The sequence below is a fragment of the Litchfieldia alkalitelluris genome, assembly GCF_002153425.1.
GTDB lineage: Bacteria > Bacillota > Bacilli > Bacillales > Salisediminibacteriaceae > Evansella > Evansella alkalicola.
On record NZ_KZ119600.1, the window covers coordinates 1,792,582 to 1,815,011 of the forward strand.

General features: G+C 38.5%; 20 protein-coding genes. 14 read left to right on the plus strand and 6 right to left on the minus strand.

The window, feature by feature from the left end; genetic code table 11:
- The first annotated feature begins 47 nt into the window (after positions 1–47).
- The 6 genes from dnaG to BW724_RS08400 all read left to right on the plus strand — a co-directional run bounded on the left by dnaG (position 48) and on the right by BW724_RS08400 (position 6,623).
- Entirely contained in the window at positions 48–1,865 is a 1,818-nt protein-coding gene (dnaG, locus tag BW724_RS08375; RefSeq protein WP_235848927.1) for a DNA primase, read from the plus strand.
- 36 nt (positions 1,866–1,901) lie between these two features.
- Entirely contained in the window at positions 1,902–3,020 is a 1,119-nt protein-coding gene (gene rpoD / locus BW724_RS08380) for an RNA polymerase sigma factor RpoD (protein WP_088074799.1), read from the plus strand.
- A 420-nt stretch (positions 3,021–3,440) separates the two neighbouring features.
- Entirely contained in the window at positions 3,441–4,175 is a 735-nt protein-coding gene (locus tag BW724_RS08385) for a glycerophosphodiester phosphodiesterase (protein ID WP_088077779.1), read from the plus strand.
- A gap of 131 nt (positions 4,176–4,306) precedes the next feature.
- Positions 4,307–4,681 carry a c-type cytochrome gene (locus BW724_RS08390; protein WP_088074800.1) on the plus strand — a complete coding sequence of 125 codons (375 nt, stop codon included), beginning with the start codon at positions 4,307–4,309 and terminating at the stop codon, positions 4,679–4,681.
- A 119-nt stretch (positions 4,682–4,800) separates the two neighbouring features.
- Positions 4,801–5,508 (plus strand): tRNA (adenine(22)-N(1))-methyltransferase, encoded by a 708-nt coding sequence (locus BW724_RS08395; RefSeq protein ID WP_088074801.1) that lies wholly within the window; start codon positions 4,801–4,803, stop codon positions 5,506–5,508.
- Positions 5,502–6,623, plus strand: a complete 1,122-nt coding sequence (locus tag BW724_RS08400; protein ID WP_417891442.1) for a Nif3-like dinuclear metal center hexameric protein — start codon at positions 5,502–5,504, stop codon at positions 6,621–6,623. Before BW724_RS08395 ends, BW724_RS08400 begins: the two co-directional genes overlap by 7 nt.
- A 114-nt stretch (positions 6,624–6,737) precedes the next feature.
- Here BW724_RS08400 and BW724_RS08405 read toward each other — a convergent pair whose 3' ends face one another.
- From BW724_RS08405 to vrrA, 3 genes are all read right to left on the minus strand, one after another.
- On the minus strand, positions 6,738–7,691 hold the full coding sequence (locus BW724_RS08405; RefSeq protein ID WP_088074803.1) for a 4-hydroxy-3-methylbut-2-enyl diphosphate reductase: 954 nt from the start codon (positions 7,689–7,691) through the stop codon (positions 6,738–6,740).
- A 325-nt stretch (positions 7,692–8,016) separates the two neighbouring features.
- Positions 8,017–8,511: a CarD family transcriptional regulator gene (locus tag BW724_RS08410; protein ID WP_088074804.1), complete on the minus strand. Its 495-nt coding sequence runs from the start codon at positions 8,509–8,511 to the stop codon at positions 8,017–8,019.
- Between the two features lie 139 nt (positions 8,512–8,650).
- Positions 8,651–9,628: a VrrA/YqfQ family protein gene (gene vrrA, locus BW724_RS08415; RefSeq protein WP_176371344.1), complete on the minus strand. Its 978-nt coding sequence runs from the start codon at positions 9,626–9,628 to the stop codon at positions 8,651–8,653.
- Between the two features lie 216 nt (positions 9,629–9,844).
- Between vrrA and BW724_RS08420 the strand changes: the two genes are divergently transcribed.
- Positions 9,845–11,143, plus strand: coding sequence for a DEAD/DEAH box helicase (locus tag BW724_RS08420; protein ID WP_088074806.1), 1,299 nt, complete (start codon positions 9,845–9,847; stop codon positions 11,141–11,143).
- Positions 11,144–11,168: 25 nt separating this feature from the next.
- The gene (locus BW724_RS08425) at positions 11,169–12,053 is read left to right on the plus strand and encodes a deoxyribonuclease IV (RefSeq protein WP_088074807.1); all 885 of its coding nucleotides are present in this window, start codon (positions 11,169–11,171) and stop codon (positions 12,051–12,053) included.
- Positions 12,054–12,131: 78 nt separating this feature from the next.
- Here the strand turns inward: BW724_RS08425 and BW724_RS08430 are convergent, their stop codons facing one another.
- Positions 12,132–12,407, minus strand: coding sequence for a DUF2624 family protein (locus tag BW724_RS08430; RefSeq protein WP_088074808.1), 276 nt, complete (start codon positions 12,405–12,407; stop codon positions 12,132–12,134).
- 155 nt (positions 12,408–12,562) lie between these two features.
- On the opposite strand from BW724_RS08430, the gene BW724_RS08435 reads away from it, so the two are divergent.
- The 4 genes from BW724_RS08435 (at position 12,563) to BW724_RS08455 (ending at position 16,882) form a co-directional block, all read left to right on the plus strand.
- Positions 12,563–13,909, plus strand: coding sequence for a two-component system sensor histidine kinase NtrB (locus BW724_RS08435; protein WP_176371345.1), 1,347 nt, complete (start codon positions 12,563–12,565; stop codon positions 13,907–13,909).
- A gap of 245 nt (positions 13,910–14,154) precedes the next feature.
- Complete coding sequence (locus tag BW724_RS08440) at positions 14,155–14,913, plus strand: metal ABC transporter ATP-binding protein (protein ID WP_088074810.1); 759 nt, start codon at positions 14,155–14,157, stop codon at positions 14,911–14,913.
- 32 nt (positions 14,914–14,945) lie between these two features.
- Positions 14,946–15,776 (plus strand): metal ABC transporter permease, encoded by an 831-nt coding sequence (locus BW724_RS08445; protein ID WP_246596226.1) that lies wholly within the window; start codon positions 14,946–14,948, stop codon positions 15,774–15,776.
- Between the two features lie 395 nt (positions 15,777–16,171).
- Positions 16,172–16,882 carry a lytic transglycosylase domain-containing protein gene (locus BW724_RS08455; protein WP_088074812.1) on the plus strand — a complete coding sequence of 237 codons (711 nt, stop codon included), beginning with the start codon at positions 16,172–16,174 and terminating at the stop codon, positions 16,880–16,882.
- A gap of 47 nt (positions 16,883–16,929) precedes the next feature.
- Here BW724_RS08455 and BW724_RS08460 read toward each other — a convergent pair whose 3' ends face one another.
- Together BW724_RS08460 and ppx are read right to left on the minus strand one after the other, a co-directional pair.
- A complete protein-coding gene (locus BW724_RS08460; RefSeq protein ID WP_088074813.1) occupies positions 16,930–18,999 on the minus strand; it encodes an RNA degradosome polyphosphate kinase in 2,070 nt (689 codons plus the stop codon).
- Between the two features lie 56 nt (positions 19,000–19,055).
- Positions 19,056–20,660 (minus strand): exopolyphosphatase, encoded by a 1,605-nt coding sequence (gene ppx, locus BW724_RS08465; RefSeq protein ID WP_235848928.1) that lies wholly within the window; start codon positions 20,658–20,660, stop codon positions 19,056–19,058.
- Between the two features lie 105 nt (positions 20,661–20,765).
- On the opposite strand from ppx, the gene BW724_RS08470 reads away from it, so the two are divergent.
- Both BW724_RS08470 and BW724_RS08475 read left to right on the plus strand, forming a co-directional pair.
- Positions 20,766–21,590: a metal ABC transporter ATP-binding protein gene (locus BW724_RS08470; protein WP_088074815.1), complete on the plus strand. Its 825-nt coding sequence runs from the start codon at positions 20,766–20,768 to the stop codon at positions 21,588–21,590.
- Positions 21,590–22,420 (plus strand): metal ABC transporter permease, encoded by an 831-nt coding sequence (locus BW724_RS08475; RefSeq protein WP_088074816.1) that lies wholly within the window; start codon positions 21,590–21,592, stop codon positions 22,418–22,420. Before BW724_RS08470 ends, BW724_RS08475 begins: the two co-directional genes overlap by 1 nt.
- The last annotated feature ends 10 nt before the right edge of the window (positions 22,421–22,430 follow it).

A 22,430-nucleotide genomic window follows, 5' to 3' on the forward strand; every position in this document is an offset into this window, starting at 1 on the left:
GGAGAGGGCGAAACTATATACGCCATCCCTTATACGAAGGTTGGTGAATGAAAGTGAGTCCACGTATATCGGAAGAAAAAGTAGATGAGGTCAGAAGATCCGTAGACATTGTGGACGTGATTAGTGAATATGTTCAATTGAAAAAGCAAGGAAGAAACCTTATTGGGTTATGTCCGTTTCATGGGGAGAAAACACCATCATTTTCCGTTTCACAAGATAAGCAATTGTACCATTGCTTTGGTTGTGGAGCTGGAGGTAATGTATTCTCATTTGTAATGGAAATAGAAGGGTTATCTTTCGTTGAATCAATTGTAAAAGTAGCTGATAAAGGAAATGTATCACTGCCAGAGGTAGATTTAGGGGATAATCAATCAAAGGAAGATGACACCTTAAACCAATGGTATAACGGTCATATATTGGCTGCTAAACTTTATCACCATATCCTCACTGCCACAGAGGAAGGAAAGGCTGCGAGAGAATACCTCCGAGAACGGGGGTTTACGAAGGAAGCAATCGATAAATTTCAAATTGGTTATGCACCTAACTCATGGGATTTTCTCACGAATTTTTTACAAAAAAGAAATCTCCCATTATCGGAAATGGTGGATTGCGGATTGCTTTCAGTCAGAGAATTTGATCAAAAGCCCTTTGACCGATTCCGTGACAGAATTATGTTTCCTATTTGGAATAAACAAGGGAAAATCATTGCCTTTGGAGGTCGAATTCTAAAGGAGGGAAACCCTAAATATTTAAATAGCCCAGAATCTGGTGTATTTAATAAAAGTGAAACACTTTATTACATACACGAGGCCAGAAAGTCCATTAGAAAAAAGAATGAAGCAGTTCTTTTTGAAGGGTATGTTGATGTTATTGCTGCCTGGAGAGCGGGTATAGACAACGGAGTTGCAACTTTAGGCACAGCCCTTACAGAGGGGCAGGCGAAGATGCTGCGCCGTAATACTGATCAAGTCATTTTATGCTATGACTCCGATAATGCAGGGCAGAATGCTACTTTTAAAAACGCCCAAATTTTAGAGGGAACAGGAATACGTGTGAAAGTAGCGAAGCTGCCTGATGGAATGGATCCAGACGATTATATTCAAAAAAATGGTGTGGAACGGTTTTCGCAGGACATTATTGGTCAAAGCTTAACATTAATGGGTTTTAAGTTTCAATATTTCAGACGTGGGAAAAACTTACAAGATGAAGGCCAAAGGTTAGATTATATTCAAAGAATCCTTCAAGAGATTTCAAAGCTCAAGCATGCTGTTGAACGTGATCATTATTTGAGACAGCTTTCAGAAGAATTCTCATTATCCCTGGAAGCATTAAAGCAGGAACAAGTTCAAATTTACAAATCACAATCGCGGCAGGATAAACAGGATAATAATAAAACAATCCAAAAGACAATGCATATCCCCGCACAGAAGAAACTACTTCCTGCACATGAAGCGGCGGAGAAATTGCTCTTAGCCCACATGCTGCAGAACAAAAGTGTTGCGTTTCAAGTGGAAGAACGCGTCGGGGGAGCATTTAATATAGATCAATATCAAGCCATAGCTGCTCATCTATATACCTTTTATAGTAAGGGGTACGAGCCTAATCCATCCCTTTTTATAGAACAATTAGAGGATAAAGATTTAAAACGAATTACAACAGAGATTGCGATGATGACGATAGCGGATGATCTGTCTGAGCAAGAGCTGGAAGATTATTTTAACCAAATAAAGAAATTCCCTAAAAAGCTCGAAATTGAAAAATTAAAGCTGGCTAGGAAAAAAGCAGAAGAAGAAAAAGACTATCTTAAAGCAGCCACCATTGGAATGGATATCATAAAGATGGAGCAAACACTGAAAAACACATAGTTTTTATTGTCTTGAATCATAGGAAGGAGGGGTCGCATGGCTGAGAAACCGATACGCCCAATGGCGGAAGGTGATTTAACCATCGATCAAGTTAAAGAGCAATTACTAGAACTTGGGAAAAAACAAGGGAATTTATCTTATGCAGAAATAACGGAACGCCTAGCTGCATTTGAACAGGATTCTGATCAAATGGATGAGTTCTTTGAATTTTTAGGTGAACAGGGGGTTGAAATTCTTAATGAAACAGAAGCGGTTCCAAGTCTTCAACAAGTAGAAAAAGAAGAAGCGGAATTTGACTTAAGTGATTTAAGTGTTCCTCCGGGAATTAAAATTAACGACCCTGTTAGAATGTATCTAAAAGAGATAGGGCGTGTACCCCTTCTATCAGCCGTTGAAGAAATTGACTTAGCGAAAAAAATAGAAAACGGTGATGAAGAAGCTAAGCGTCGTTTAGCTGAGGCAAACCTTAGACTTGTAGTAAGTATTGCAAAGCGTTATGTAGGTAGAGGTATGCTCTTCTTAGATCTTATTCAAGAAGGAAATATGGGTCTTATTAAAGCAGTTGAGAAGTTTGATTATAATAAGGGGTATAAATTTAGTACGTATGCTACTTGGTGGATTCGTCAGGCTATTACAAGGGCCATTGCTGACCAAGCAAGAACGATCCGTATACCAGTTCATATGGTTGAAACCATTAATAAATTAATTAGGGTACAACGACAGCTTCTTCAAGATCTTGGTCGTGAACCAACGCCAGAGGAAGTTTCAAAAGAAATGGACTTAACACCCGAAAAGGTTCGAGAAATTCTCAAAATTGCTCAGGAACCAGTTTCTCTAGAAACACCAATTGGGGAAGAAGATGACTCCCATTTAGGTGATTTCATCGAGGATCAGGAAGCACTAGCTCCATCCGATGCAGCCGCATATGAGCTATTAAAAGAGCAATTAGAAGACGTATTAGATACACTAACTGATCGTGAAGAAAATGTACTAAGACTCCGCTTTGGCTTAGATGACGGCAGAACACGCACCCTGGAAGAGGTTGGGAAGGTGTTCGGCGTTACTCGTGAGCGTATCCGTCAAATTGAAGCAAAGGCTTTGCGTAAGCTTCGCCACCCGAGTCGTAGTAAACGGTTAAAAGACTTTTTAGAATAGTACATTGAGAGCCTGACATTCCCTTGTCAGGCTTTTTATTTGCAGCTCGTGACCATAGGCGCTTTCGCTTTAAAGTAGTGATTAGAAAAATAAATATTTTCTTCGAAACATTGTCTAGCTCCAGCGCCTACTCGCTACGGGGCACTTCGAAATGACAATAGAAGTCTAAAAAGCGCGACTTCTAATTGTCATTCCTCCACTGCCCTACGCTCGTGACCATAGGCGCTTGCGCTTTTCTTAATGTTAGCGTTATCATTTGTATTTATTTTACTTAGTTTTTCTCCCTAATGCAAATCACTTTATAAAAATCTTTTCATGCAAAAATGGGCCATGAATAATTTGATATTAAATAGCTTAATGATATTATAGTGGTGTAGGATTGTGTTTTCAGCATTTTGGGAAGAGGTGTTATTCTCATCGATGAAAATTATCGCCCACAGAGGTAACAAAAGATATACTCCAGAAAATACGATGGCTGCGTTTTACTCTGCATCATCATATTTAGTAGATGGAATCGAACTTGATTTGCAGTTTACAAAAGATGAAGTTCCAGTTGTCATTCACGATAGTAAAATAGACCGTACAACAAATGGGCGTGGCTATGTTAGCTCTTTTACTTTTAATGAATTACGGCAATTTGATGCTGGAAGCTGGTTTCATGAAATTTTTAGGGGAGAAAAGATTCCTTCATTCGAGGAAGTCTTGAACTGGGCTACAGATAAACAAATAACCCTTCACGTGGAGTTGAAAAAACAGAAAACTCTTCATCATGCTTTTGTTGATAAGTGTATGGGGTTAATTGATAATTCGGAGTTAGGAGATAATATTGTAATCTCGTCCTTTTACCCTCCATACCTATCGTATATTAAAGAAAAGCACCAAAGTATAAAAACAGCGTTGTTAACGAAAAGCCCTTTTTTTAGGGCGAAGGAATATTTAAGCAAAGTTGGCGCTGATGCGATCCATATCCGCCATAGTTATTATGGAGCAAGGTTTTATAGGAAATGGAGTACTAGTGGTATCCCGATAAGAACTTATCATATTCAAAGCATAAAGGAAGCTCTGAAATGCCATAAGCTTCGAGTGGATTCCATCATTACAAATGATCCTAGAAAGATGATTGAGATCTTCCACAATGTAAAAACAACTTCTTAGCTTTTCCAGTGTATTTCATTTTACTTTTCTATTATTGTTTTTTAAAGTACAATTAGTGATAGCTTTGCTATTGCACAAGCGTTGGGTTCAAATATTGAAATTATTTCATTTGTTAAAGGAGGTACATAATCATGAAAGGGAAACCCCTTTATCCGTTTGCCATTACCGCTGTGTTAGGGATTGGTTTAATCATTATCTTGTCATTCTATGGTTTAAATCAAGGCGGTGAGATGGCTGGAGAAGATGGCGCTGAAGAAGTGCAATTTGAAACATCATATGAGTTAGGTGAACATGTTTACGAGCAAAACTGTATTTCATGTCACGGTGGTGATTTATCTGGTGTGGGTGGAAATCCAGCATTAAATGATCTAGAAGGTCGAATGAGTCCAGATGACATCGCTACTATCATCTCTGGTGGTACAGATGGCGGAATGCCTGCTTTCGGACAGTTATCAAACGATGAATTAGATGCTGTTGTTGAATTTTTACTAGAAGAATCAGAATAACATAAGCTATGAAGAGGAAAGAAGGATAAACGTATCCTTCTTTTTTTCGAATGGCATACCATGCGCCATTTCTCGTTAGCTTCGAATATAAGACAAAATTTAGAACATAGGTGAAAATCATGAATGAACTAATTATTTCCAAACGCTTAGAAACCGTAGCTTCATATGTAAATAAAGGAGCGAAAATAGCTGATATTGGATCAGATCACGCATATTTACCTGTTTATTTAGTCAGTCAGGGTATTGCTGACTATGCCATTGCTGGAGAGGTGAATAAAGGGCCGCTACAGGCTGCGGAAAACCAGGTGAAAAAGTATGGGTATGAGGAACAAATAAAAACGAAATTAGGCAATGGCCTAGCAGTTTTAGAAGGGGAAGTTATCGATACTGTAACTATTGCAGGTATGGGCGGTCCCCTCATTGCAGATATTCTAGAAGGTGGAAAAGAACATTTAACATACATAGAAAGGCTTATATTACAGCCTAATATTGCTGCTGACCGTATTAGGGCGTGGCTGATTGAAAATAACTGGCAGCTCATTGATGAGGAAATTTTGAAAGAGGATGGTCATATTTATGAGGTTTTAGTAGCAGAACCTGGTGACCCGCTGTTTCTCTACGGCAAAAATGAAGTAGAGAAAAAGGTATGGCTTGGACCAAAACTTTCTTCTGAAAAAAACAATGCATTTTTAGAAAAGTGGACAAAGGAACATGAACAGCTAGAAAAAATAAAAGTAAAGTTAAGTGAAGCTAGTGCACCAAATATAGAGAGTAAGCAAAGTGATATTGAAAAGAAAATTACTTGGTTGAAGGAGGAACTATCATGAAGCAAGCCAATGCGCAAGCGATTATTCAAGAGTTTGAATCTTTTTCACCGAAATCGTACGCTGTGGAAGGGGATAAGATTGGACTGCAGGTAGGAACACTCAATAAACAAGTAAAGAAGGTTATGGTTGCTTTAGACGTGATTGAACCTGTAGTAGATGAAGCAATTGAAGCTGGCGTGGATCTTATTATTGCACACCACCCAATCATTTTTAGGCCGATCAAGGCACTTCGTACTGATCAACCTTATGGTAGAACGATAGAGAAGCTTATAAAGCATGATATTACGGTATATGCAGCGCATACGAATTTAGATGTAGCACCAGGTGGTGTCAATGATTTAATGGCAGAAGCCCTTGGTCTAGAAAATACAGATGTTTTATCAGAAACCACAGAAGACCCATTAAAGAAGCTTGTAGTCTTTGTTCCAGAAGAACAGGCAGACGCAGTACGTGAAGCTATTGGAACTGCAGGAGCGGGTCACATAGGCAATTACAGTCATTGTACATTTAACACAAATGGAACAGGTACATTTAAGCCTGGTGAAGGGACGAATCCGTTTATTGGGAAACAGGGGAAAATGGAATTTGTACCTGAAGTGAAGGTAGAAAGCGTTTTTTATGCATCAGCTGAAAAAAGAGTGTTACGCGCGCTGCTTAAGGCCCATCCTTATGAGGAACCTGCCTATGATATTTATGATATGGCGAATCCAGGCAAACCCCTTGGACTCGGGCGCATCGGAGAACTACCGGCGGAAATGTCCCTTCGTGATTTTGCAAGCCATGTAAAAACTGCATTTGAAGTAGATGGAGCCCGTGTTGTAGGTGATTTAAATCGCCCAGTAAAGAAAGTTGGAGTGCTTGGGGGAGACGGTAATAAATACGTGTCTAGTGCCTTATATAAAGGGGCTGATGTTTACGTAACTGGTGACATGTACTATCATGTTGCCCACGATGCCATGATGGACGGACTTGCCATAGTAGATCCAGGGCATAATGTGGAAAAAATCATGAAGCAGGCAGTTAAAGAAAGGATTGCTGCTTTTATTGAGGCTAAGAATTATGATACGGAAGTGATTGTTTCTAAACTTCATACAGATCCGTTTCAATTTGTTTAAATCTTTTTGTTTTGTTTATGCGTTTATGTATAAATAACAAAGAAACACTTAGCTGCCTTATTCTCAGCTAAGTGTTTTTGTCTATGTGGCCGATGACCAAACTGCTTTCCCTTTCTATTTTGCGGAAGCTTTCTTTTTTACTTTTGGTAAAATTCTCGTTAGTTTTACTGTACTTGTTGTATCCCAAGTATGTGGATCGTCTTCATCAAACTTCTCAAGGAAGCTGATTACTTCTTTTGTGATCGGAGTCGGCGTACTAGCTCCCGCTGTTACGGCAACTTTACTAATTCCTTTGAGCCACTCTAGGTTAAGCTCATTTACATTAGCGATGCGATAAGCTGGAGTTCCTGCAATTTCCTTAGAAACTTGCGCCAGTCGATTCGAGTTGTTACTTTTCGGGTCCCCTACAACGACTAATAAGTCTGCTTGTTTTGCCTGTTCTGCAACTGCTTCTTGACGCACCTGAGTAGCCATACATATTTCATTATGAACTTCAGCATGAGGGTACTTCTTCAAGGCTGCATTAATTAAATGTCCCACATCCCATTGGCTCATCGTTGTTTGGTTAGTAATCAGTATGTTTTCACTAGTAATGTTAAGTTGGTCTACATCGTCTTGATTTTCAACTAGATGTACAATATCTGGGGCAACCCCTAAAGCTCCTTCTGGTTCAGGGTGTCCCTTTTTTCCGATATAAATAATTTCATAGTCCTCTTCCTTTTTTTCTCGGATAAGGTCATGAGTTCTCGTTACATCTGGACAAGTTGCATCAACTGTTGTGAGGCCCTTTTCCTTTGCGAGCTTTCTTACTTCCGGAGAGACCCCATGTGCTGTAAAAATGACAGTACCCTTATCAACCTTTTTTAAAATTTCAAGGCGATTTGGTCCATCTAAAGTAACAATCCCTTCTTCTGTAAAAGCTTCTGTAACATGTTTATTATGAACGATCATACCTAATATATAGATTGGTCTAGGTAGATCTAAATTTTCAACCGCCTGTCTAGCTAATACCATTGCGTCAACAACACCATAGCAGTAGCCACGCGGAGAAATTTTGATGACATCCATCATGATTCCTCCTCTATGTGAATCAATATTTATAAACAATCTAACTACCATTATAAAGTGAAAATGAGTAAATTGACAATGATAGGGTATAAAATAAACTTTGTTTAATTGCCCAAAGCGATGGTGCAGTCATTGTAAAGGTAAAAAAAAGGTGATTTAATTGCCCGAAGAACTGGTGCGCAAGTTGTAAAGGTAAAATAAACACGATTTAATTGCCCGAATGCCTACTTCAACCGATATTCCTGCAGCGAAACAACAGCAAAGTCCTACAAAGCCAAAGAAAAAGCCTTTCGCTAATTACGAAAGACTTTTTAGTGACCAAATGTTATGCACCTTTTGAATTATCAGTTATAAACTGGTAAGCTTCTTCTTCTGAAAGGTCGTTTACAAGCATGAGTTCGCTCACGATAAACTGTTTTGCCCGATCTAAATTCTTTCTGTCTTCCATGTGCAAACCGTTTGTACGCTCTCCTTCTTTCGAAGTGAGATTCGAGATTACCATCGCTGCATCCATGATATCTCCTGATTTTAACAATGTTTCATTTTCCTTAGAATAAGGTCGTGCCGCATCCTTTTTGGAGGTTGATGATTCAGTCGGCTTTAAAGCAGTTGCCAACTCATCTATTTGCTTAGGTTGTATTATCTTTCGTAATCCTGAAGTTTTAACGCGATTTTCAGGTAACATTAACGTTACATGATTAAGTGGAAAGAAAACGACGAAATAGTTTAATTTTTCACCGAGGATATCCTTCTCTTCAATATCCTGAATCGTTCCAGCTCCATGATATGGATAAACGACGTGATCACCGACTTTGAACATGAGCATTCCTCCAATACAATAGTAAGTTCTATTGTATCATATTTGGAAGCAAATTTAAAATTTTACTATGGAAATATAAATAAGTCAATGGAAAATAACTAAAAGAAATCCAGTCATTCACTAGAGGTGACTGGATTTCTTAGATGTAAAGTTTTGGTTGAGGAAATTCTCCAGTAGTGCTCTTGGTCTGTCTTTTCTTCTTTTTCTTTACACTGCTACTTTTTTCTGACGTACTTGAAGAAACTTTTCCCTTTGAAGTATCTTTTTTCTTAGTGTTTGAAGTTATGTTATTACTTTTTTTAGACCCTATATCTTTATTTTTCTTTTTCTTTTCAGTTACATCTTCATTTTCAGTATCATCATCGTTAGCTTCTAAATCTGATTTATCCCCTTCAAGATCTTTAGCCTTGTCATCTACCTCATCTTCGCTTGATTCTGCTTCTTCTCCATCAGAATCTGACTCAGTATCTTCTTCGGTTTCGTTATCTGCGTCATTATCATCATTGCTTGAGTTTAATACTTCCATCATCTGAGGTAGCGATTTTAATAAAGGGCCGTATTGCTGAACCATGGGTCCCACTTGCTGGACCGTTTCTAACGCTTTTTGAGCATTTTCAACAAAACCTAAGATGGATTCAATAGCACTTCCTGAATTGGAAGCGGTTGATGCCGCAGCCGCTGCAGTTCCCAAGGCTGATCCACCAGCAGCTCCAGCTGCAGAGGCAGCACCAGTAGCACCAGCAGCCCCTGAGGCTAAATTAGCAGCACCTCCTGCCGCACGAGCCCCATGCATTGCTCCACTCGCTGCGTTCACAGTATTCATGGCTCCACCAGCTGTGTTCGCAGCATTCATGGCTCCATTAGCCATATTGGCAGCATTCCCCGCGCCAGCCATTCTACGACCGCCACCGAATAATCTTGCTAGCAAACCGCCGCCACGGGGGGCCTGCATAGGAGCTTGTGCATTAGAAAAGGCTTGCGCTCCTTGCTGGATACCTTGTTGTACTCCCTGTTGTACACCTTGTTGTGAAAATCCTCCAGCTCCTCTCGCAAAAAGTCCCCCGCCAAAAGGGGGAGTTGAGTTTCCAGGAGGTGAAGAAGGGCGTGGTCCAAACATCATGACCATCCTTTCAATACATGATCTTCTCCTGTTAGGTATATGCAAGATAAAGAAATTTGGTATAGGCACACCTATATATTGTAGAAAATAATAGTGACATTAAAGTGACATTACTTATGACTTTGGACAAAATTGGCTAAAATTCTTATATTTATGTTAAAATGTATAGTTAGTGTAAAGAGAAAATGAGGTTTTAAGGAAGGATAATACAAGATGAACCATAATTTTGAAAGATTTCAATTACAGTCTTTTTTAATCGAGGCATTAAAGGAGCAGGGAATTGAATTACCGACTGAGATACAGGAGAGACTTATTCCAGCTATTAAAAACGGAATAGATGTAATTGGACAGTCACAAACGGGTACAGGTAAAACCCTTGCTTTTTTATTACCTATTGTTGATCGAATTGATACAACTAAAAAGGAAACACAAGCAGTTATTACAGCACCTACGAGAGAATTAGCGTCTCAGCTATTTGATGTATTAAAAAAACTCATCAAATTCAACGAGGAATTGCATTCGCAGCTTGTTGTTGGTGGAACTGATCGACAACGCATGATGGACAAGCTGAAGCATCAGCCACATATTATCGTTGGTACTCCTGGGCGCGTGGCAGATATGATAGAGAACCAGGCAGTGGATGTTCGTCATGTGGAAATGTTTGTAGTGGACGAAGCCGATCAGATGCTTGACATGGGATTCATTGAGGATGTAGACAGGGCTGCTAGCAGGATGGATGAAGACCTGCAAATGATGGTATTTTCAGCTACAATTCCAGAAAAACTTAAGCCGTTTTTACGGAAATATATGAAGAACCCTAGACAAGTGGAGGTTCAGCCAAAAGATGTTTCACCACGAAAGATCGAGCATTGGCTTGTTCCTGATCGTGATAGGGATAAAAAAGAGATAGTTGTAAAAATTGCAAAGTCATTAAATCCATTTTTGGCAGTAGTATTCACAAATACAAAAGAAGCTGCAGATGAAGTATTTGAGGCTTTCTTAAACGCTGGACTTAAAGCAGATTTACTTCATGGTGGAATCAGTCCTCGACAACGGAAAAAAGTCATGAAGCGCCTTCAAGACGCGGAGGTTCAGTATCTTGTTGCGTCTGACCTCGTTGCTAGAGGGATTGATGTGAAGGGAATTAGTCACATTATAAATTATGAGCTTCCTCAGGAACTGGAATACTACATTCACCGTGTTGGAAGAACCGCACGTGCGGGATGGGATGGCATTGCAGTTACCATCTATGGCAGGGAAGATCAAGATAGTATTACGAAGCTAGAAAAACAAGGGATTACTTTTATAAATCGAGAACTTAAAGGCGATGAATGGGTAACGATTGAAAAACGTGTTCGTCCAACGACAAAACATAATGCATCTACAGGCCCTACTAAGGCAATTTCAAAAAAGGCACAGAAAGTAAAGCCAGGTTATAAAAAGAAAGCGCGATATAAGCGAGAAAAAGAAGAAAAGCGACAACGCCGCATTGAAAGTCGCAGAAAAAAGTAAAATAAGTTTTGGGAGAGGGTAAACGATGTTATTAGGATCACATGTATCAATGAGTGGGAAAAAAATGCTGTTGGCAGCTAGTGAAGAAGCAGTATCCTATGGTGCAACAACCTTTATGATTTATACAGGTGCGCCACAAAACACCCGAAGGAAGAAAATCGAAGACTTAAATATTGAGACAGGTACAGAGCATATGAAAGCGAATGGCCTTTCCAATATTGTGGTCCATGCACCATATATTATTAATATTGCTAACACTACTAAGCCAGAAGTTTTTGAGCTTGGTGTCAATTTCCTTAGGAGCGAAATTGAAAGAACTGCAGCATTAGGTGCAAAGCAAATCGTTCTTCATCCTGGTGCACACGTTGGAGCAGGGGCTGATAAGGGTATTGAAAAAATTATTGAGGGTCTAAATGAAGTGTTAGATCCCAAGCATGACGTTCAAATTGCCCTTGAAACAATGGCAGGTAAAGGTTCAGAATGTGGTAGATCTTTTGATGAAATTGCTAAAATCATCGATGGTGTGAAGCATAATGAATTGCTTTCTGTCTGTTTTGACACATGTCACGTTCATGATTCAGGCTATGATATAGTAAATAATTTAGATGGTGTGTTAAAGGAATTTGATGATACAGTTGGTATTGATCGAATTAAAGTGCTTCACATCAACGACAGTAAAAATGAATGTGGTGCTAAGAAAGACCGTCACGAAAATATCGGCTTCGGTCATATTGGATACGATGCATTGGAAAGAGTTTTATACCACGAACTTTTCGAAAATGTACCAAAGATATTAGAAACACCTTATGTGGGGGAAGACAAGAAAAATAAACAGGCACCATATAAGCTTGAAATTGAAATGATAAAAAATAGAGCATTTGATGAGAATTTAAAGGAAAAGCTAATGTAAAAAAAATATGAAAGGGCCAGTAAAAAGATAATACTTTTTGCTGGCCCTTTTCATGTTAACGATCGTAAGAATCTATTCTTAGTCGATGGAATAATCTAGATATTTTTCATACGGCTTCAGGATGCCTCTTACTTTATTGTACAATTCAGGGTCTAAGTTTTTTAATTTCTTATTGATGTTTAGAACTAACTTTTTATTCCCAATATCGAAGGGCTGTTCCTGAAGAATATTAAGTATTTCTTTAGCCTGTTTTACGGTGATGGAGATATTGTTTTCTCTCCCAAGACGTATTAGCTCTTTTACATTTAAGCTCCTAATCTTCTGATTGACCATTTGCTGAATGACAGGATTCAAAATGTAAAGCCTCCTTAGAAAATGGATTTTATGTGTTTTTCAACCTCTATTAACCATCTTTATGTCTTTTTATAAAAAATGTTCCAAAATTAGGTCGAAAATAAGGTATAATATGAGTTGTAGAAAAATTATGGAAAATTAAGGGGAGCTCTATGTTGAAAGATTATTTAAACTCAAGCAAAGAGAAGGATATATTGGCCGATATTATCGAGCTCACCAACAATTGGATATTTGTTTTTACAAAAAATCAAGAATTAGTTCAACTATACATACAGCAAGATGAGGTAAAGGAAGCTCTAAAGAATGATCTTAGCAACGGCCTCTCTATAGAGGAAAGGGGTAGATTTGATCATTTCTTCGAGAAAATTAAACATAGCTCAGAGAAGGAAGTAGGAGCATTTATCTTTGAGATTAAAGGTGAAACATACCCACTTGAAATAACCGGAGCTACTCGAGGGGAAAATATTATCCTTATTGGTGATCAAAAACATACTTATAATGACTTAACTAGCTTTGCGGAAGAGTTCCCATTTGCCACGTTCACTATTTCTCGTGATGGTGTGATAAGTTACTGGAATGAGGAAATGAGAACGATCGCTTATAAATTTGGTTACAATTTGGAAAAAGATAAACAATATCTTTTACATGATTTTACTGGACCATTTTTCTTTCAGATAAATGAGCATTATGAAAAATGGATCAATGATGGAGCAAAAAGTATTGAAATTGTGACTGTTAGGGGGAAAGATTTTAGCCTCTTGGTCAATGCATTTGAATTTGATGGTTTTTTGTTTATAGTGATTAAGGATCAAAGTTTTCAAGAGCGTATTAAGCAACTTTTAACTGCTCAACAGCAAATGGAGGTAGTTTCTCAAGTTGCTGCAGGGGTAGCACATGAGTTGAGGAATCCATTATCTGTTATAAAAGGGTTTCTCCAGCTTTCAAAGCTTTCGAACAATATTGAGAAATATTACGATACGATTTTTACAGAGATTGATAGGATGAATAAAATCATTGAAGACTTCTTGTCAGTATCACGGAAAAAGATTGATATGCATTATTATCAATCAAAGGAACTGATGGAATCATTATTAATGATATTCCGTTCTGAATGCTTGCTGCACGATATTGAATTGTCATACTCCATTAATGAAGAAGATGCAACGCTTTATATTAATGAACAAATGATAAAGCAAGTATTACTAAATATCCTTCGAAATTCAGTAGAAGCATATGAAGGACAAAAGGGGAACAGAACGTTTAAAGTGCGGACAAGGATAAAGGACGATCATTTTGAAATTGAATTGACTGATCAAGGTCCTGGAATCCCTCCTGAGGTGATGGCGAGGATTGATGAACCTTTTTACACTACTAAAGAAAAGGGAACGGGTATCGGAATACCTTTATGTCATCACATTATTGAAGAGCATGAAGGAAAATTGAAAATTGATAGTTCAGTTGGAAAGGGAACGACAGTCACCGTTTTTCTTCCACTGCAATAATAATGTAAAGCTGCGGACAACTCCAATCCGCAGTTTTTTTTAATTTCTCCACATTTGCTGATTGCAAAAAATCCAATAGGGCCTTATAATTAGTATTAGTAAAAAGTTTACTTAGGGCAACTTTTTGTTTCTTGGTAAAAAAAATCGAATTCATTCACAATCATTGCATGTACGACATATAGTATCCCATATGTTAGTAGATCAATTATAATAAAAGTGTTTTCCATGAGCAGGAGGGGAATATAATGGATTATCATGAGACTGTTGATGTCAAAAGTCTATCTGTTCACTATCATGGTAACCTGGCATTAAAAAATGTTAGTTTTACCGTAAACAAAGGATCCATCGTTGGTGTAATAGGGCCAAATGGTGCAGGTAAGTCAACTTTAATGAAGGCGATGCTAGGTCTCGAGCGATGTAAAGGCACAGTTTCCTTTTTTGGTGAAAAAGTAAAGGATATTCGTAAAAATATTGCTTACGTACCACAGAGAAGTAGCATTGATTGGGACTTTCCGGTGCTAGTTAAAGACGTCGTTTTAATGGGAAGATTCATGCACATACCATGGTACAAAATTGCAAGTAAAAAGGATAAAGAACGGGCATTTGAAGCATTGCGAATGGTAGGTATGGAGGAATTTGCTAATCGTCAGATCGGTGAGCTTTCAGGTGGTCAACAGCAAAGAGTATTTATTGCCAGGTCCCTGTCTCAAGATGCAGACTTATTTTTCCTAGATGAGCCTTTCGTTGGTATAGATGTGAAATCAGAAGAAATTATTGTAGATATATTACACACGTTAAAGCAAGAAGGTAAAACAATTTTTGTCATCCACCATGACTTGAGTAAAGTTGAAAAATATTTTGACCAACTGGTGTTGTTAAATCAGGAGCTCATTCATGCAGGTGAGGTGAAGGATGTATATCGTACAGATTTGATCAAAAAGGCGTATCACGGTAGTGCTTCCCTTATGAAAGAAGGTCAAGAATTGGTGGTGGTGAACCCGTGATAGATAACATTACTCTTTTTATTGATCAACTGATGCGTTATCCATACTTACAAAATGCTATGGCTGCGGCTGTCTTAGTAGGTGTCATCTGTGGTGTCATAGGATGTTATATCATTTTAAGGGGAATGGCATTAATGGGAGACGCCATTTCACATGCTGTTTTGCCAGGTGTGGTTATTGCCTATATGATTGGTGCAAGTTTCTTCATTGGGGCAGTCATTACAGGAGTTTTAACCGCATTAGCCATCGGTTATATCTCCCAGAATAGTAGAATAAAGGAAGATTCGGCAATAGGGATTATGTTCACGGCCATGTTTGCCCTTGGTATTGTAATGATTACGGGGCTTCAAGGTACTAGTGTAGATTTATGGCACATTTTATTTGGTAATGTGCTTGCCGTATCCAAAGTGGATTTATGGATTACTCTTGGTATAGGTATTTTTGTGTTGATTGCAGTCATTATTTTCTATCGACCGTTATTACTAAGTACGTTTGATGAAACGATGGCAAAATCGTCCGGACTACCTGTGAAATTCATCCATTATATGCTTATGTTGTTACTGTCACTCGTTACAGTAGCCTCCTTGCAGACAGTAGGTATTGTCCTTGTAGTAGCTATGTTAATTACTCCAGGTGCAACAGCCTATCTGTTGACAGACCGTTTTCCTGTGATGTTAATATTGTCTGCATTGATAGGTGTCATCTCAGCAGTAGCAGGTCTGTTCTTCTCAGTTATATATGATGTGGCCTCTGGTGCATCTATCGTACTGGTAGCATCTGTATTGTTTATATTGGCACTATTCTTCTCACCAAAACAAGGGATCATTCCAAAGTTATTTAGAAAGCCAGTGTATGATAGCTAAGAAGCTTAATTTAGGTTCTGTTAAATGATCATGTTGATATTTAACACTTTTGATTTTTTGTGGAAGGTAAGAGACTCCTGCGGGATTAAAGGCAGGGGTAAGACCCCGCAGATGCAAAGCATCGAGGAGGCTTACCAGCCGCCCGCGGCAAAGAAGACACTGCGAAAGTTGAGCAGATGTCGCACTTGTACCTTGCGTGAAAGCGAGTACCTGTAACAAAAAATCAACATCTAAAATTAACAGAGTCATAAGCTAACCTCAAAATGAGTATGATTAGATAGAAAAGGGTAACCGTCACTATATGGCGGTTACCCTTTTTAGTAGTTTCTGTTTGCAGTATTAATCGTTTTACGTTATTATAGCTACTTGTATGAAAAATTAGGAGGGGAAAGAACATGAAATTAAAATATATTATTGCAGTTCTTTCAGTAGCCTTCCTCAGTTTCTTTGTTTTTGCCATTGGCAATGAGTATGTAACGATGAAAGAAGAAATCCAAATACTACAAGAAAAGAAAGATAACCTTCAAGAGGATTTTAATAAAACATTAAACAAAGAATTGTTGAAAGGCTATATGAATGAAATACCAGAAGATGTTGAACCAGGATATCAACATTGGGAGAATGCAAACTTAGTAGCAGACTACGCGTATGAGGATAGTGAAGGCTTATTCCATAGGGATTGGGCGTTATTTTTAGCAGTTGAAGCAGAGCGAAGGGAAATAGATCCACTTCTTGTTTATGAGCTGATAAAGGTAGAAACGGGAGGTACCTTTGATCCAGAACTAGTCGGTCCAGAAACTAGTTATGGACATGCTTACGGGCTGGCACAGTTTATGAAAAATACGGGCCCTTGGATTGCAGACATGGCAGGCTTACCATATGATGATGCTTTGTTATTTGATCCGTATTATTCCATACAGTTGTCAGTTGTCTACTTAGATTTTCTATATCAACACTATGGGGATTGGAATCATGCACTGACGGCTTATCATCGTGGAATGTATGGGTTGGAACAATTTGTGAATGAAAATGGACATGCAGAAAGCTGGTACGCTGTTTTAATTCAAGAGAATGCAAATCATGACATATTTGCTTATGGTCAGTGATAGTTAGAAAGGTGGATGAGGCTGGACATTAGTTATGTCCAGCCTCATTAACTATCTTTTGTAAAAATAAGCTGACTCTGTATAGGGGAGTCTTCTTTTGTTACATTTACATATTCATAATTTCCATCTGATTGTTGAATCCTTGCTTTAACATTATCCGCGAGTGTTATTAGGAGGATTTTTTTAATTCTTTCCTTGATACCTTTGTCATAAACAGGGAAGAGAACCTCAATTCTTTTCTCCATATTCCTCGTCATCCAGTCTGCTGAAGAAAGGAAAGTGGCCTCCTTGCCATTTTGATGAAACCAGTAGATTCTGCTGTGCTCGAGAAAACGGTCCAAGATACTTCTAACAGTAATATTTTCACTTACACCAGGTATACCAGGTTTTAAACAACATATTCCCCTGACAATGAGATCTATTCTAACTCCTGCATTGCTTGCTTCATATAGCTTTAACATGATTGGTTTATCTGTTAAAGAATTCATTTTTGCAATAATATGTCCGTTACCGTGTACTTTTTGATGCTCAATTTCCTGCTGAATTAGTTGTAAAAAGGTATCCCTAATTTCAAAGGGGGCTGTTGAGAATTCATGCCAATCAGGTTTTTCTGAATAGCCACTTAAGTGGTTAAAGAAGTTAGTGGCATCTTCCCCGAAAGTTCTCTTTGCTGTGAGAAGTCCCATATCTGTATATAGTTTTGCTGTCTTGTCATTGTAGTTACCTGTGCCCAGATGAACAAATCTTTGTATCTCATCGTGGTGCTGTCTGACGATTAATGTAATTTTACTATGTGTTTTGAGTCCTGTTATACCATAAATGACATGGACGCCAGCTTTTTCAAGTTTCTTTGCCCATTGAATGTTATTTTCCTCGTCGAATCGTGCCTTTATCTCCACTAAGACGGTCACTTGTTTTCCGTTATGGGCCGCCTCTTCCAGAGCTTGAATAATTGGGGAATCTCCACTTACTCGGTAAAGGGTCTGTTTGATTGCTAACACATTAGGGTCCTTTGCTGCAGCTATCATTAAGTCAATGATTGGCTGAAAGGAGTCATATGGGTGATGAAAAAAAATGTCCCTTTTTTGTAAAGTATCAAAGATGTTTTCCTCACCGCGGAGCACCAATGGAAGCCGCGACGTTGTTGGCTTGTACACTAAATCAGGGCGATCTTCTGATAAAGTTTTCGCAAACTCAGTCAAAAAAGTGTAGTCAATGGGTCCTGTTACTTCAAAAATATCATCTTTTTCTAAATTCATCACATTAGATAGATAGTCGATATCATCTTCTGGGATTGCCCCTTTTTTAATTTCTAAACGCACTGCCGCGCCCCATTTCCGTTTTTTCAGCTCCTTCTCAATTTCAACAAGTAAGTCCTGAGCTCCCTCCTCATGAATAGTTAGGTCAGCGTTACGAGTAATTCGGAAAGGAGAGATAGTGGAAACCACGTTTCCGTTAAAAAGGCGGTGTATAAAAGTCGTAATCACGTCTTCTAATAAAACATAGCAGCGATCTTGATGATGAACAGGAGGGAGGGAGATATATCGATCAAGTACGGCTGGCACTTGAACGATAGCTGTTATTTTCTTTCCATCGCTCTCTAAAGTAACTGCTAAGTTTAAGCTTTTATTCATCAGCATTGGAAAAGGTCGATAAGCATCAATGGCCAATGGTGTTAACACAGGTTTTATAAACTCATCAAAATGATTGCTTAAGTAGTTGTAATGATCATGTGTAATCTCGTCCATTTCTAATAGCTCGATCCCCGCGTCATGTAAGTGGGGCTTGAGGGAATCTGTAAATAAACTGTCCTGCAATGTAATGAGATGGTGAGTGTAGCGGCTTATTTCCATTAGCTGTTCTTTTGGTGTCATTGCCGTCGTTTCTTCTGGCTTATCGTAGCCAGCTTTTACTTGATCTTTTAGACCTGCCACACGGACCATAAAAAACTCATCTAAGTTGGAGCTGAAAATAGCTAAAAATTTTAATCGCTCCAAGAGTGGGTTTCTTTCATCAATTGCTTCCTGCAACACACGCTTATTGAAACCGAGCCAGCTTAATTCCCGGTTATTAAAGTGTTCAGGATGATCGACGGAATGCTTATTTCCATATCCCATGACTTTGAATCCCCCTTTCTATGTCTAACGTTTTAATTTCGTTCAACCATGCTTGATTAGTTTAGGGGATAAAACTTTAGCTCAATTTCCTTCTCAACAGCTTTTTCTAAATGCTTTTTATATTTGTTACTATAGAACTCTTCAAAGTAAGGATCCTCCGTATAACCAATTTGAAACTCCCACATTTCATTTTTTACACTTATATGAATTTCCTTAATGATGCTGCGATATGAACGGTCAAGTCCGTAGCATAGCTTTAAAACTGCCCCCATGATTTCATATTTCCTTCTTTCTTTTTCAGAAAACCAGTCTTGGTAAGGCTTTAAATATTGCTTAAGCTGGGAGCGAGACTTAAAGGACGCTAAGAGAGATATGATGAGTCTTTCCCTATGTGTCACACCTTCAATTGTTTTATTCGTAAGTAGATAAAACGTATGTTGACTGATTGATTCCGTATGGATTGCTTCGCCGATGTAAAAAATACGTGCGGCCAATTTCATAAGCTTCAAGTCATCATTCGTTAACAAAGTAGGCAATATGGATTTTATCTCATGGTGAATATATGCCGAGAGTACGGAAATCCGTTTTTGATGCTCAAAATCTAATGCATAATCATGGGACAATTGGTAGGTGCTCTCTTCTGCAACATTGGGGAAATGCGTCATGCCCATAGGGTGTAAGTACATTTCATACAGAAGCCCGTTTCGTAAACCTTTATCACTGATGATTAATTGTTCTGAGCCTGTAAAACGAACAAGCTCCTCAATCGCAGTGATGGCTGGAATAATGATATCAACACGATCCTTTGATAATCCGTCTACCTTCCGCCGTTCATCTTGTTGCAACCTTTGGAGCTCTTGATTAATTCCCCTTATATCTACATACTGCATTTCATAGTGATGCAAACCAGATAGTGGGTAATCGTTTTTCTGTTGATGGATTAAGGCCAAATTACGGGCACTTCCTCCGATACCGATGACAGGGTATTTTTTATCCTTTAGCCATGACAATTTGGAGAACTCTTCCTGTAAAAACGATATAAGCGTATCTATTTCAGTTTTTGTTGGCTGGTCCGATTTTATAAACTGCTTTTTCAATGTAATAGCTCCAAAGGGGATACTGTGAAAATCCAACATTTCTCGATTCTCAAATAAAGTAACCTCCGTACTTCCACCACCAATATCAATGGTGATCCCTTCTTGAACATTCATGGAGTTTGTAACAGCTAAGAACCCATAGTAAGCTTCCCCTTGATCAGATAATACCTCTATAGGAAAATCACTGTTCTCCTTAATTTGCTGCATGATTTCCTGCTGATTTGTTGCATTCCGAATGGCTGCAGTAGCAACACCCCGCACTTCGCGGAGATCATATTTTGATGCGACATCCTTAAATCGATCTAACGTTTCAAAGATGGCGGTGATTCCTTGTTTTGTCATTTCGCCATTTTCATTTATATGACTGCTCAATCTTGCTACTACTTTTAAGTTTTGAATTTCTTTAATACAGCCAAGTTCATTTATTTCATAGACAACAAAACGAATGGAGTTTGATCCCATATCGATAATGCCTAGTTGCTGTGGATTCATTAAAAACACATCCTTCATTGGTATCTTGATTAGTATTTTCAAGGAGTGCGTAACAATATCCTTGTTTTTCATGATAGGCCTTTATATTTACAAAAAAAAGGTGGTGTTGTATACTACGATAAGAGTTAAATCGGAATCATTCTTATCATATATATTTATTTATTGGAGGTCTTTCAAATGACCAAGGAGAGCCAGGCACAGCCGGCGCTAGAAATAAAAAACTTATCTTTTTCATATGGGAAGCAAAATGTTTTAGAAGATATACATTTTACTGTCCCTCAAGGGTCATTCCTTGGCTTGATGGGACCTAATGGTTCAGGTAAGTCTACATTAATTAAATGTATTTTAGGTTTACTTACCCCGAAGGAAGGGTCTATCAAACTGTTTGGAAAACCGATTCACCAATTCCATGACTGGAATAAGATCGGATTTGTTTCACAAAAGGCGAATAGCTTTAACAGTGGTTTTCCAGCAACAGTCTTCGAGGTCGTTTCAATGGGGTTATATGGGAAAGTGGGACTTTTTCGTTTTTTAACAAAAAAGCATAAATTACAAGTGAGGGAAGCAATCAAACAAGTTGGCATGGAGGATTTCATCCATCAAAATATCGGACAGCTTTCAGGTGGGCAGCAGCAACGGGTGTTTATAGCAAGGGCGTTAGTGAGCGAGCCAGAGCTACTAATACTTGATGAGCCTACTGTAGGGGTGGATGCGAAATCTGTGCAGAACTTTTACAATATGTTGAAGCGGCTGAATAAGGAGCGGGGGATGACGCTCATTTTAGTGACACATGATATTGGAGCAATGACGGAGTACATCACTGACGTGGCTTGTTTAAATAAGTGTCTTCATTTCCATGGGAATAAGGAAGAGTTTGAATTACAGCAGGAAGACATGATGAGCTCTTTATATGGCCATGATGTTCGTGTGATTACGCATAACCATGACCATCATGATCATGATCACACCCATGACCACGACCACGATGGGAGCGGTCACTGATGATACAAGTTTTTTTTCAGTTTGATTTCTTAAGGTACTCTTTATATACAGGACTGATGATCGGTTTTTTAGCACCTTTTTTAGGTGTGTTTTTAGTCGTAAGGCGTTTATCACTCATCGCAGATGCCTTGTCACACATCACATTAACGGGAATCGCCTTTAGTCTTCTGTTAGGAAGATTCTACCCCTTGTTTGCTGGACTGAATCCACTGTATATGGGAATGGCTTTCTCTGTGACAGGGGCTTTATTTATCGAACGGCTTCGGAATGTTTATAAGTATTATAAGGAGCTTGCCATACCAATTATTTTATCAGCAGGAATTGGTATCGGGGTTGTATTTATATCACTCGCTGACGGATTTACTAATGATTTATTTCATTATTTATTTGGTAGTGTCGTCACGATTACTAGAACAGACTTTCAAATGATTGGTGTTATATCAGCCGTAGTAGTTGTGTTAATCGTTTTGTTTTATAAAGAATGGTTTTTTCTCAGCTTTGATGAGGACCAAGCGGTTATTTCGGGTATACCAAAGAAGGCATTACACTTTATTTTTATCGTGATGGTTGCACTTGTTATTGCAGCTTCCATGCGAATAGTCGGTATATTACTTGTCTCGGCATTAATGACCCTTCCCGTTGCTTCAGCTATGAGGTGGGCGAAGAGCTTTAAACAAACGTTCCTTTATGCTGTTATCTTTGGAGAGGTGTCCGTTGTGCTTGGTCTTGTGTTAGCACTTCACTTTGATATAGCCTCTGGTGGAACAATTGTCATGCTAAATGTTATTATATTATTGATATCCCTTCTACTTACGAGGAAGCGGATGTAAGGGAAGCTTA